The 13,227-nt window shown below is 45.7% G+C and carries 12 protein-coding genes; 11 read left to right on the top strand and 1 reads right to left on the bottom strand.

What is annotated here, in order from left to right:
• The first annotated feature begins 16 nt into the window (after window positions 1-16).
• The 9 genes from argJ to NST58_RS30360 all read left to right on the top strand — a co-directional run bounded on the left by argJ (window position 17) and on the right by NST58_RS30360 (window position 11,006).
• Window positions 17-1,249, top strand: coding sequence for a bifunctional ornithine acetyltransferase/N-acetylglutamate synthase (gene argJ, locus NST58_RS30400; protein ID WP_339245259.1), 1,233 nt, complete (start codon window positions 17-19; stop codon window positions 1,247-1,249).
• Between the two features lie 41 nt (window positions 1,250-1,290).
• Entirely contained in the window at window positions 1,291-2,121 is an 831-nt protein-coding gene (gene argB, locus NST58_RS30395) for an acetylglutamate kinase (RefSeq protein WP_339245256.1), read from the top strand.
• 69 nt (window positions 2,122-2,190) lie between these two features.
• On the top strand, window positions 2,191-3,477 hold the full coding sequence (locus NST58_RS30390) for an aspartate aminotransferase family protein (protein ID WP_339245253.1): 1,287 nt from the start codon (window positions 2,191-2,193) through the stop codon (window positions 3,475-3,477).
• A complete protein-coding gene (gene argF, locus NST58_RS30385; protein WP_036678521.1) occupies window positions 3,474-4,442 on the top strand; it encodes an ornithine carbamoyltransferase in 969 nt (322 codons plus the stop codon). Before NST58_RS30390 ends, argF begins: the two co-directional genes overlap by 4 nt.
• Window positions 4,443-4,734: 292 nt before the next feature.
• Window positions 4,735-5,970 (top strand): argininosuccinate synthase, encoded by a 1,236-nt coding sequence (locus NST58_RS30380; RefSeq protein WP_339245250.1) that lies wholly within the window; start codon window positions 4,735-4,737, stop codon window positions 5,968-5,970.
• A 94-nt stretch (window positions 5,971-6,064) separates the two neighbouring features.
• A complete protein-coding gene (gene argH, locus NST58_RS30375; RefSeq protein ID WP_076192422.1) occupies window positions 6,065-7,480 on the top strand; it encodes an argininosuccinate lyase in 1,416 nt (471 codons plus the stop codon).
• A 137-nt stretch (window positions 7,481-7,617) separates the two neighbouring features.
• A complete protein-coding gene (locus tag NST58_RS30370; RefSeq protein WP_076182123.1) occupies window positions 7,618-8,817 on the top strand; it encodes a phosphoenolpyruvate hydrolase family protein in 1,200 nt (399 codons plus the stop codon).
• A 100-nt stretch (window positions 8,818-8,917) separates the two neighbouring features.
• Window positions 8,918-10,126, top strand: a complete 1,209-nt coding sequence (locus NST58_RS30365; RefSeq protein ID WP_339245246.1) for a Tm-1-like ATP-binding domain-containing protein — start codon at window positions 8,918-8,920, stop codon at window positions 10,124-10,126.
• 43 nt (window positions 10,127-10,169) lie between these two features.
• Window positions 10,170-11,006 (top strand): phosphoenolpyruvate hydrolase family protein, encoded by an 837-nt coding sequence (locus NST58_RS30360; RefSeq protein WP_038573568.1) that lies wholly within the window; start codon window positions 10,170-10,172, stop codon window positions 11,004-11,006.
• A 113-nt stretch (window positions 11,007-11,119) separates the two neighbouring features.
• On the opposite strand, the gene NST58_RS30355 is transcribed toward NST58_RS30360, so the two are convergent.
• A complete protein-coding gene (locus NST58_RS30355) occupies window positions 11,120-11,908 on the bottom strand; it encodes an alpha/beta hydrolase family protein (protein WP_076307514.1) in 789 nt (262 codons plus the stop codon).
• A 188-nt stretch (window positions 11,909-12,096) separates the two neighbouring features.
• On the opposite strand from NST58_RS30355, the gene NST58_RS30350 reads away from it, so the two are divergent.
• Together NST58_RS30350 and NST58_RS30345 are read left to right on the top strand one after the other, a co-directional pair.
• Complete coding sequence (locus NST58_RS30350) at window positions 12,097-12,687, top strand: type II secretion system protein (RefSeq protein WP_339245242.1); 591 nt, start codon at window positions 12,097-12,099, stop codon at window positions 12,685-12,687.
• On the top strand, window positions 12,671-13,216 hold the full coding sequence (locus tag NST58_RS30345) for a prepilin-type N-terminal cleavage/methylation domain-containing protein (protein ID WP_339245239.1): 546 nt from the start codon (window positions 12,671-12,673) through the stop codon (window positions 13,214-13,216). Before NST58_RS30350 ends, NST58_RS30345 begins: the two co-directional genes overlap by 17 nt.
• Window positions 13,217-13,227: the final 11 nt, after the last annotated feature.

Raw genomic sequence — 13,227 nt, 5'->3', positions numbered from 1 at the left:
CAGCGGTACAAATAATATGAGCGAGATTGAGTTATTTACCAAATTGGAGGGTGGAAGCATCACTTCACCTAAGGGTTTTAAGTCCGGAGGATTGCATTGTGGATTGAAAAAAACAGATCGCAACGATCTCGGAGTGATTCTGTGTGAAGTTCCGGCAACGGCTGCGGCCGTGTATACGACGAATGTTTTTCAGGCGGCTCCGCTGAAAGTGACTCGGGAAAGCCTTTCGAACGGAGTATTGCAGGCGGTTATCGTGAACAGCGGGAATGCCAATGCCTGCACAGGCGAACAAGGTGAAGCAGATGCTTATGAGATGCGCGCTGCTGCGGCTCAGCATTTAGGTGTGGCCGTTAATGATGTGGCTGTTGCTTCGACTGGAGTTATCGGTGAACTGTTGAAGATGGACTGCGTACGTACCGGGATCACTGCAATACCAGAGAAGCTGGACGGAGGAGCTATTGGCGCGGAGGAATTCTGCCAAGCTATACTTACCACTGATTTAGTTAAAAAAGAGATCGCCGTGAAGGTGCTCATTGGCGGTGTAGAAGTTACAATTGCCGGAGCTGCAAAGGGCTCAGGGATGATCCATCCTAACATGGCTACCATGCTTGGCTTTATGACCACGGATGCTGATATTGCAGCGGAGGATTTACTTAGTCTTCTGCGTTCAGCTACGAATGTTACTTTTAATATGATTACAGTCGATGGAGATACTAGCACCAATGATATGTTAGTGTCGATGGCGAGTGGGCTTGCCGGTAATGAGAAGCTGACACGGCTGCATCCGGATTGGGACGCTTTTGCTGCTGGATTCACGTATGTGTGCCAGACGCTTGCCAAAGCGATTGCTCGAGATGGCGAAGGTGCAACTCACCTGATTGAGGTTCAAGTGAATGGTGCTGTTCATGATGAGGCGGCGGCAGCGATTGCCAAAACAGTGGTTGGTTCTAGTCTAGTGAAATCTGCTATTTTTGGAGCGGATGCGAACTGGGGGCGGATTATTGCTGCGGTTGGACGCGCGGGTGTTCCGGTATCGCCGGAGCATGTGAACATCTCGTTAGGGGATATTGAGGTGCTTTTGCACTCGAAGCCAGTTGCTTTTGACGAGGAAAAGGCTTTGGCCTATTTGCAAAAAAGTGAAACTGTGCTGATCACTGTAGATCTGCATGATGGAAGCGGGAAAGCAACGGCTTGGGGCTGTGACCTAACTTACGATTATGTGCGTATTAACGCCGCATATCGCACTTAATTTATGGCGTGTTAAGCCCATAAGGGAAGGATACCGATCATATGACGCTAAATAGCGAGCTTGAACTTATAGATGCTTTAGATGGTAGTGGATTGTTTGTAATGAAATGCGGCGGCAGTACGCTTGCGGCTCTACCTGAATCTTTTTTTGAGGATTTGCGAGATTTGCAGGAGGAGGGCATTCAGCCAGTGATTGTTCATGGTGGAGGGCCAGCCATTTCCGAGAATCTAGCGAAACTGGGCATTGAAAGCAGCTTTGTGAATGGCCTGCGAGTAACCACCGAGGAAGTACTAGATGTTGTAGAGATGACGCTGGCAGGAAGTATAAACAAGGCGATTGTCCGGCGAATTCAAGGGAGCGGCGGTCTAGCTCTGGGGCTTTCGGGCATCGATGGCAATATGATTATTGCTAAACCAGTGGCGAACAGCGCCGAAGTAGGTTTGGTAGGAGAAGTAACAGAAGTTAAGGCTGAGATCGTAACTGGTATTGTTGGGATGGGTTATATTCCTGTCATTGCACCTATCGGAGTAGATGCAGCAGGTCAGCGCTACAATATTAACGCAGATACGGCAGCAGGGGCAGTTGCTTCCTATGTGGAGTCTCCCAAAATGATCGTCGTCACAGATGTTCCAGGCATCATGAGTACAGTGGAAGGTGAAAAGGTTGTGCTTCCCTCCGTTACTGTACAGGAAATCGAAGCCTTGATCGAAAGTGGGGAAATCTACGGTGGCATGATCCCTAAAGTGCGGGCAGCTATCGATTGCATTCAGGGCAGCGTATCAGAGGTTATCATTGTGGATGGAAAAGAACCACGGGTGCTTAGTCGAGTACTGCAAGGTGAAGCGATAGGTACACGTATTATTCGTTCGTAGAATCATAGATGAATACAAATTAGAGGCGCAGCCTGTTCACAGGAGCAGCCGATGGGAGAGTGACTTAGAATGAGCAAGCTTACACAAGCGGAGTTGGATTCGCAAGCAGGGGCACAGCAGACCGATACAGTAGGATCAGGTACATCGGATGTTGCAACAAGCAAGCTGAGTGCAGTGTTCCCTTCTTACGCCAGATATGATCTCAGCTTAGTTAAAGGCAAGGGCACCTGGGTATGGGATGATAAAGGCAATAAGTATCTGGATTTCACCAGTGGATTGGCTGTGACCAGTCTAGGTCATGCTCCTGAAAAAGTCGGCGCTAAGCTGAAGGATCAGATTGATACGCTCTGGCATGTCTCGAATCTGTTCCATATTCCGGGACAAGATAAAGTTGCCAACCTTCTGACAGAGAATAGCTGCGCTGATCAAGTGTTTTTCTGCAATAGCGGGGCAGAAGCGAATGAGGCTGCTATTAAGCTGGCCCGCCGTTACCATCAGAAGATTAAGGGTGTCGACCGTTATGAGGTTATCACATTCGAACAATCCTTCCATGGACGTACACTGGCCACACTAACAGCTACAGGCCAGCAAAAGGTGAAAGAAGGGTTCCTGCCGCTTCCAGCAGGTTTCAAGACCGTACCTTTGCATGATCTCCCAGCGTTAGAAGCTGCTATCGGAGATCATACAGCTGCTATCATGCTGGAGATGGTGCTTGCAGAGGGTGGCGTACTTGAGGTAGAGCCTGAGTTCTTGAACGCTGTAGTGACCTTGTGTAAGAACCACGGATTGCTTCTGATTGTAGATGAGGTACAGACAGGTATGGGACGTACAGGCAAGCTGTTCGCTCATCAGCATTATGGAATTGAACCGGATATTTTCACCTTGGCTAAGGGGATAGCTAGCGGGTTCCCGGCAGGTTTAATGCTTGGCAAAGGGTATTTGCGTGAAGCCTTCTCAGCGGGCAGCCATGCGTCCACCTTCGGGGGAACACCGCTAGCAACAGCTGTTATGGCAGCGACGATTGAGACGATGCTGGAAGATGAGCTTCCACAGCGCGCCGAAGATATGGGTAAGTACCTGACAGGTCTTTTGAAAGAGAAGCTGGCGGACTGTTCTTTTGTGAAGGATATCCGTGGTAAAGGGCTGTTGATCGGGATTGAATGTCAATCCCCAGTGGGCGATATTGTACTGGCTGGACAAAAGAAAGGCCTGTTGTTCGTGACAGCCGGTCCTAATGTCCTTCGTCTGCTGCCTAATCTATATGTAAGCAAAGAGGAGATCGACCAAGCGGTGGACATCCTATGCGAACTCATTCATACTTATGCTAAACAAGCAAACGGGGAGGTAAGCTCATGAGTCAGGGCGTACAGAGTAACAAGCACACCATTGCGCAGCAGCTGAAAGGCCGTGATTTACTGGAGCTGAACGACTACAGCCCGGAGGAAATTACGTATCTGATTGATTCGGCGATTGAGCTGAAGAAGAAACAGAAAAATGGCGAAGAATTTCAGCCGCTGAAGGGTAAAACCATTGGTCTTATTTTTGAAAAATCCTCTACACGTACGCGTGTGTCGTTTGAAGTTGGAATGTATCAGCTGGGAGGGCATGCCCTTTTCTTGAGCAAAAATGATATCCAGCTTGGACGCGGAGAAACTGTTGGAGATACAGCGCAAGTAATGTCGCGTTATCTCGATGGAATTATGATCCGTACCTTCGGTCATGACAAGGTTGAAGATCTCGCTCGTTATGCTTCTATTCCCGTAATCAACGGTCTTAGTGACCTGGCACATCCTTGCCAAGTGCTGGCCGATTATCAAACGATTTATGAGCACAAAGGAAAGCTCAAGGGCCTGAAGCTGGCTTACATCGGCGATGGCAACAATATGGCGCATTCCTTAATGATTGGCGGAGCTAAGCTGGGCGTGGACGTATCTATCGCCGGACCGGAAGGTTATGAGCCAGATGCAGCGGTTGTCGCAGAAGCTCGTGAGATCGCTAAAGAAACCGGAGCGAAGATTGTGGTCACTCGCAGCCCGCAAGAAGCTGTACAAGACGCTGACGTCATCTATACAGACGTATGGGCGAGTATGGGCTTCGAGGAGGAGCAAAAGGCACGTGAAGCGGCATTCAAGGACTATCAGGTTAATGAGGAGCTTGTAAAAGGCGCTAAGAGCGATTATCTCTTCCTGCACTGCCTGCCAGCCCACCGTGAGGAAGAAGTCAGCACAGGCGTGATTGACGGCCCTAACTCGGTGATCTTTGATCAGGCTGAGAACCGGCTGCATGCACAAAAAGCTTTAATGGCTGCGTTGATGAGTTAAGGAATTTAAAAAATATAAAATATAAATCACTATATAAATTGAATTAATGTTGGGCGAAGTTAGACTTTGGACGATGGAGTAATGGAGCGGAATTTTTGGAACTGTAGGAGCGTAGCGTTCGCCTTTATCATCAGATTTTATCCGCACAATGCGGTTTGAAATAAAAGAAATCTGATGATAACAGCGACCGGAAGTCCAAATATTCAGTGTAATTGCGATTTATCGTCAGAGTGCTGGCAAAGGCACGTTTATTTTAATTTATATAGCCCACACGAAAGGAAGTTGCCACACCATGGCTAAAGAAAAAATTGTACTCGCCTATTCCGGCGGATTGGATACATCTGTTATTTTAAAATGGCTTAAAGAAACTTATGACGCGGAGATCATTGCCTTCACTGCTGATATCGGCCAAAAGGAAGAGCTCGACGGTTTGGAGGAAAAAGCACTCGCTACTGGCGCATCGAAAGTATACATTGACGACCTGCGCGATGAGTTCGCTAGCGATTTCATCTATCCAATGTTCCAATCTGGTGCCCTTTATGAAGGCCAATACTTGCTCGGAACTAGTATTGCTCGTCCATTGATCGCCAAGCGCATGGTAGATATCGCCATCGCTGAAGGCGCAACGGCTATCGCGCACGGCGCGACAGGAAAAGGGAACGACCAAGTCCGTTTCGAGCTTGGCGTAGCTGCATTGGCTCCGAACATTAAGGTGATTGCACCTTGGCGTCTAGAAGAGTTCCGCAATCAATTCCCAGGTCGTGCGGAAATGATCGCTTATGCGGAAGCTAATGATATTCCGGTACAAGCCTCTGCGGCGAAGCCGTATTCGATGGACCGTAACTTGCTGCATATCAGCTATGAGAGCGGCGTACTGGAAGATCCTTGGTTTGATCCAAGTGCACCAGAGAACAAAGGAATGTTCCTACTGAGCAATGCTCCTGAGGATGCTCCGGATGAAGCGGAATATTTGGAGCTCGAATTCGTTAAGGGAGACTGCGTAGCCCTGAATGGTGAATCCTTATCCCCACTTCAAGTTATGGAGACACTGAATGAGCTAGGTGGTAAACACGGTATCGGGCGTGTGGATATGGTTGAGAACCGCTTTGTCGGCATGAAGAGCCGCGGCGTGTATGAGACTCCAGGTGGAACAATCCTGTTCGTCGCTCATCGCAAAATGGAATCCATCACGATGGACCGTGAAGTGATGAACCTGCGTGACAGCCTGATCACTCGTTACAGCACTTTGGTGTATAACGGTTTCTGGTTCGCTCCAGAGCGTATCGCACTGCAAGCTCTTGTAACACAGAGCCAACAAAATGTAACGGGTACTGTTCGAATTAAACTGTACAAAGGCAATATCATTGGCGCTGGAGTGAAGAGCCCAGTCAGCTTATACAATCCTGAGATTGCAACAATGGAAGCTGATCCTACACAAGCTTATGATCAAGGGGATGCTACTGGTTTTATCCACTTGAACGCATTGCGCCTTAAGGTTTCTACAGGTGTAAATGGAGCTTCTAAATAGTACGATAACATAAACTTAAACGGGCAACCCCGAAGGCCGTTCCTCCCGTCAGGATAGGAGCGGCCCTCTGGCGTCCAAGAGGAGGAAACAACAGGTGAGCAAGCTTTGGGGCGGACGGTTTACTAAAGGAACGAACAAGCTGGTGGAGGAATATACGGCTTCCATTGGCTTTGACAAGGCTTTGGCCAAAGAGGATGTGCAAGGCAGTCTGGCACATGTCACGATGCTGGGCAAATGCGGAATCCTTCCACAAGAAGACGTGGAAACAATCAAACAAGGCCTGAATAAAGTGCTGGACAAGGTCAATGCTGGAGAGGTTGTTTTCTCAGTATCGGATGAAGACATCCATATGAATATTGAAAAACATCTGATCGAGGAAATCGGTCCAGTTGGCGGTAAGCTGCACACAGGACGTAGCCGTAACGATCAAGTGGCGACGGACATGCACCTTTACTTACGTGGCCGTGTAGTTGAGCTAGTTAGTTTGCTGCATGAGCTGCAGGAAGCTTTGATCGAACAAGCAAAAGACAATGTGGAGACCATCATCCCTGGTTATACGCATTTGCAACGGGCACAGCCGATCCTGTTTGCTCATCACTTGCTGGCTTACGTATCGATGTTCCGCCGCGATGCAGAACGTCTGACGGACAGCTACAAACGGATCAACGTGCTGCCACTCGGAGCAGGAGCGCTTGCTGGAACGACCTTCCCGATTGACCGTCATTTTGTAGCGGAACAACTGGGTTTTGACAGTGTGTATGAGAACAGTCTGGATGCTGTCAGCGACCGCGATTTCATCGTGGAGTTCTTGGCGAATGCTTCCCTTATCATGACACATCTATCCAGACTCAGTGAGGAACTGGTGCTGTGGAGCAGCACAGAGTTCAGCTTTGTAGAACTGGATGATGCTTTCTGCACAGGCAGCAGCATTATGCCGCAGAAGAAGAACCCTGACGTACCAGAGCTGGTGCGGGGCAAAACAGGCCGCGTTTACGGCAACCTGATTGGCTTGCTGACGGTGCTGAAATCATTGCCACTGGCGTACAACAAGGATATGCAGGAAGACAAAGAAGGCATGTTCGATACGGTTACTACGCTGACTGGTGCACTGCAATTGTTCGCGCCGATGATCTCCACTATGAAGGTGAACAAAGGTCGTATGCGTGAAGCGGTGAACACGGATTTCTCGAATGCAACGGATATTGCCGACTTCTTGGTAGGCAAGGGGCTTCCTTTCCGCCAAGCGCATGAGGTAATTGGGAAAACGGTACTCTACTGCATCAACGAAGGCAAATTCTTGTTGGATTTGACGCTGGAAGAGTTCAAGCAATTCTCATCGCTGTTTGACGAGAATATCTATGCTGTTCTTCAACCGGAAGCTGTAGTTAACGCTCGTAACGTTTATGGCGGCACAGCCACTGTTCAGGTGAAGGCTGCAATTGAACGGGCAGAGCTGGCATTGCACGAAGCTAATGAATGGGTTGTACAACACGGAGACGCTATATTGTAAACCGTATCAATATCAAATCTCGCCTCAGACCTTTATAGGTATCAGGCGGGATTTTTTTATTATCTAAATGAACTATGACTGGATTAGCAGTGTTCTTTACGGTTATCCTTAGGTTAGAGATAGGAGGGTTCGTAGGTATGAACAGAGAGCAAATCCTAGACGAGCTTAGATCGGAATTAAAAGTAGGCAATCATATTATTGGAGTAGCCACCGGTGCTGGTATAACGGCAAAGTATGCGAAGCAGGGTGGAGCTGATTTCATTCTGATGTTAAACTCGGGTAAATTTCGCCAGATGGGGAGGAGCTCTCTCGCTGGTATTTTACCATTTTGTAATAGCAATGATATGGTGATGGACTTTGCATCTAGAGAGATCATACCGTTGGTCAGAGATATCCCTATTATTTTTGGCCTCAATGCAACTGATCCGACCAAAGATATGGAATCCTATATAAGTGAAATAAAGAATAGAGGCTTTGCCGGCATTAACAATTACCCCACGGTGGGTTTAATAGATGGTCAATTTGGAGAAGCGCTCGAAGAAGAGGGGAATGGTTATCTACTTGAAGTAGAAGCCATAAGAATAGCCCATGAGAAGGATTTGTTTACCATTGCTTTTGTATTTGACGAAATCCAGGCAGCACAGATGATCGAAGCTGGAGCGGATATTATTTGTGCACATCTAGGTCTAACAGAAGGCGGGTTATTAGGCGCTAAAAAAGTATTCTCTCTGGAAGCTGCCAAGGTTAAAGCGGATAAGATATTTAATACATGCAATGAGCTAAAGCCAGATTTAATTAAGCTGGTTTACGGTGGTCCGGTGAAAACGCCAATTGATGTGCAATATATGTACAGCAATAATCAAAACTTGATGGGATATATCGGAGGCTCTGCTTTTGAAAGAATTCCCTCGGAGAAGTCCATTACGAATATAACCAAAGCTTTTAAAGTGTCGGGGACGCTGGATGAAGATGATTTTATGGTCAAAATGTTAGACGGCATCACAAAGCACTATGATTATGTTGAATTTGTAAAAGAATACGTAGCTCAAAATTATAGGAATGAGATCTTGTTTGCAGATTTAGCTAAGGTGGCACATGTATCCCGAAGTTACTTGAGTAGTTTGTTCACCAAAAAAGTAGGCTGCAGCTTCCAAACGTATCTCGTGCAATTTCGGATGGATAAGGCGGCGGAAATATTACATAGAGACCCTATCCAGTTATCTGAGCTAGCGCCATTAGTTGGATACCAGGATTATGCGCAGTTTAGCAAAATGTTCAAGAAGTATAAAGGGTTCTCTCCAAAACAATATAAATCTAACATAAACACAAAAACATAAGACATAAAAGCGTTTTCATCCATAAATCAAAGAAGTATGATTAACTCATAAGTTGATCATGCTTTTTTTGTTGTAGATATTTGAAGAGGAGGTTGAAGAAATGAAGACGATTGCTATTGCCGGAACTTTTGACACCAAGGGTGAAGAATATCTCTACATTAAAAATTTACTGGAAAGCTTGGAGTTAGGTACGTTTACGATTCATACGGGTGTGTTTGAGCCCACTTTTACACCGGATATCTCTAATAGAGAAGTAGCAGCAGCCGCGGGTGTAAGTATAGATGAGCTCGTTGCCAAAAAAGATAGAGCACTAGCAACAGAATTATTAGCCAAAGGTATGGAAAAATTAGTACCTGAATTATATAAGCAAGGCAAATTTGATGGAATTATCTCCTTTGGGGGCACTGGAGGCACTTCACTTGTAACCCCGGGTATGCGGGCATTACCTATTGGTGTACCTAAAGTGATGGTTTCGACTGTAGCTTCAGGAAATACTGCTCCATATGTAGGCACTAGTGATATTGTCATGATGCCATCCGTAGTGGATGTTGCCGGACTAAACTCTATTTCAACAAAGATTTTTACCAATGCAGCTTTCGCCATCGCCGGTATGCTTAAATTTGAGAATAAACAAGTGATAGAGAAAAAACCATTAGTAGCTACAACAATGTTTGGGGTAACAACCCCATGTGTAACGGCGGCCCGTAACTATCTTGAGGCTAGAGGCTATGAAGTGCTTGTATTCCATGCAACAGGGGTAGGTGGCCAGTCCATGGAAGCGCTAATCGAGGCTGGTTTTATTGAAGGTGTATTGGATCTGACCACAACAGAATGGGCGGACGAAATTATTGGCGGCGTGCTGAATGCTGGACCTCATCGGTTAGAAGCTGCTGGTAAACATCATATTCCACAGGTTGTCTCGGTAGGCGCGCTTGATATGTGCAACTTTGGTCCTTATGATACGGTACCAGCGAAATTTGCTGGGCATAAGTTTTATAAACACAATCCAACAGTTACTCTGATGAGAACAACGGTAGAAGAAAATGAAGCCATCGGCAAAAAGCTTGTCGAGAAATTAAATATGGCCAAAGAGAAAACGGTGTTAATGCTGCCGCTTAAAGGGATATCCGGCATTGATGTTGCAGGGGAAGCTTTTTATGGGGTAGAGGAAGATCAAACGTTATTTGATACCTTAAGAAATGGTGTAAACAGAAATGTTGTCGAGGTTATCGAAATGGATTGTGCCATTAATGATATGGAGTTTGCAGAAGCAGCAGCGCAGAAGCTAATAGATCTCATGAGCAAATAAGGCTTTTATAAGATAAATAAATATTTAAATGGAGGCGCTACACATGAACAAAAATACAAGAACTGAAATCATGGCGAAGTTTAGAGAAGAAGTGGCAAATGGAAAGATTCTTTTAGGCGTGGGAGCCGGCACTGGAATTACTGCAAAAAGCAGCGAAGCTGGCGGAGCGGATATGCTGATTGTTTATAATTCAGGAAGATACAGAATGGCAGGCCGTGGATCACTGGCAGGGTTATTATCTTATGGGGATGCCAACCAAATTGTAGTCGAAATGGGCTCGGAAGTATTGCCTGTTGTTAAAAACACCCCTGTATTGGCAGGCGTATGCGGAACGGACCCTTTTAGAGTAATGGAAGTTTATTTAAAACAACTTAAGGAACAAGGTTTTAGCGGCGTGCAAAACTTCCCAACCGTAGGTTTGATCGATGGCGTGTTCAGACAGAATCTAGAAGAGACCGGCATGGGATATGGTTTAGAAGTAGATATGATTAGAGCTGCGCATGAATTGGATATGCTCACCACTCCTTATGTATTTGATCCTGAGCAAGCAAAAGCCATGGCAGAAGCCGGCGCAGATATTTTGGTGGCACATATGGGCTTGACTACCAAAGGTACAATTGGAGCTAAGACCGCTCTGACATTGGATGATTGTGTAGAAAGAATCGAAGCGATTATTAAAGCAGGGAAAGCAGTAAATCCAGATATTATGGTGATTTGTCACGGTGGACCGATTGCAGAGCCGGAAGATGCGGCGTACGTAATTGAACGGACAGAAGGCATAGACGGATTCTTTGGTGCATCGAGTATTGAAAGATTTGCTGCTGAAAAAGGAATCACAGAACAGACTGGATTATTTAAAAATATCACCAAACAAGCATAATTGCCTTCGGCGTCCTTATAATTAAAAAGAACCCTCCGAAGAGGGCAATCTGAGTAGAACAGATATTAAGATGCAGCTTATGGCTGCATCTTTTTGTTGTCTATTAGGTACAGCTAGTTACTTTTTAAAGGTAGCCATGCCAGCACATCGCGGATTTTGGCATCCCAGTATCCCCATTCATGTGTCCCCGGACCTTCTTCATAGGTTAAAGAAAGTGAGGTTGCCTGGCAGGCATCGCGGAATCTCAAGTTATCGGTATATAGGAAATCCTCTGTGCCACAGCATTGATACAACGCTGGTTTTGGTCCCGTGGAGCGGTTCACTACCTCAAGCAGCCAAAGAAGGTCTTCCGGCGTTCCGGCGGTATCTTCTTTTCCGAAGATCATTTCGTATTCTTTACTTTTAGTGGTAGCACCTTCCCCGTTCAAGAAATTATGCGCCATATCAAGTGCTCCAGACAAACTCGCTGCCGCTGCAAAAGACTCGGGTTTACGCAGTCCCAGCTTAATTGCTCCATAACCACCCATCGACAACCCGGCTACAAAGTTCTCCTCGCGTTTATCGGAAAGCGGGAAAAATGAGCGCGCCAGCATCGGCAACTCCTCACTAATGAAGGTCCAATAACGGCCTCCCATCGCCATATCTGTGTAGAAACTGCGGTGCACATTCGGCATTACCACAGCTATCCCCATCTCCGCTACATACCGTTCTATGGAAGTCCGGCGCAGCCAGATCGAATCATCGTCAGACAAGCCATGCAGTAAATACAAAGTAGGGTGAAGATCACCTCTTGTTACATTACTCATCCCGATTTGTGTAGTTGTTTTTTGCGGCAAAATTACAGTCATTGAGGTATTCAAACCTAGTACTTCAGAATAAAATTTGCACTCTATTAAAGCCATTTCATTCATCTCCTCTCTTTCCAAATCATAGCATAGACCTAAAGTGAGAGATATTGTAGAAATATCTGAATTATAAGGGTTTTGAGGATTGCTGTAGCTGGATATGAGAGAATATAATGGAAGTAGAAAATTTAGGAAAAACGTGCAAATACGAAAAGTATTTTCATAGGCGAGAGGCGGAAAGTAGGATGAAACCGGGCCTAAAGCAGGAAAAAGGATTTACGTTAATCGAAGTTCTGGCCGCTATTGTAATTTTATCGATAGTTTCTCTGGTGCTTACGTCTTACTTTACTAACGCCATGAGTTACTCTAAATCGAACCAGAACAAAACGATTATGGTCAATCTGGCGCGAAACGCGCTGTTTTATGTGGAGAAGCAGGATTTTAAGGAAATGCAGGAATTTTTTGTAACAGATCCATTAGAGCATAAGAAGGTTGTAGATGCAGGTGGGGAACCGCCCATGATTAAGGCTTCTGAGTGCACGGCGAATATAACATGTGTTTATAGCAATATTTTTGTAAATGGTGGAGCTTTACCAGATGTATTAAATCCAGTCGTTAACAACATTAAATATGAGATTAATATTCGATACCAGTTTCAATTACATCAGGAGATGCAGGATGGAAAGAACAGTGGTGGAGGGGTAGATACCCGCAAGAGCGAGATGGCACCTTATCTTATACCTGTTGAGGTGGAAGTTAATGGTAATGGTGGGCCTGGTGGAACAGCTTATACAACGGTGGTGGAGGGATATATTACGGATGAGAAGATTCGCTGACCGCCTAAAATATCAGCAGGGCTTCACACTGATTGAGATGATCGCCGCAATTACCCTCTTCGCTATGGTTGCAGGAATGATTTCTATGGTGATGATGTTCGGTTTTCGCAGCTATCATAAAATAACGATTGAGAACTCACTTCGTGAGGAAGCAGATTTGATTATGTCATCTATCATTAATGAATTATATGTATTCGGGCCTACTAGAGTGGAGAATACAACAGATGGATTGAATCTGATAAAGGATTCAGATGGTGTGATATCTACGCGAACTATTCAATTTGTTACTTCTGAGGGCGGGGGAGGTGGCATTACCACACTTACCATTAATAGTGTCATAAACGATCCTCGTACCTCAATTCATTCCGATCTTTTTGGTTCTACGATTGTTTCTACCAATTCTAATGGTACGGGTTGCAATGTTAATGTACCTTGTAGAAGCGGACTAGTCGATATAAAACTACTTCTAACTCAGCATTACGATGGAAGGACATATGATATGGAGATGGTGAGCAAATTTGGTTTTTAGGAGGAATCACA

The sequence above is a fragment of the Paenibacillus sp. FSL R10-2796 genome (genome assembly GCF_037965315.1).
Taxonomy (GTDB): Bacteria; Bacillota; Bacilli; order Paenibacillales; family Paenibacillaceae; genus Paenibacillus_AQ; species Paenibacillus_AQ odorifer.
Note: the sequence above shows the minus strand (reverse complement) of the source record. Positions and strands in the feature narration are given on the sequence as shown.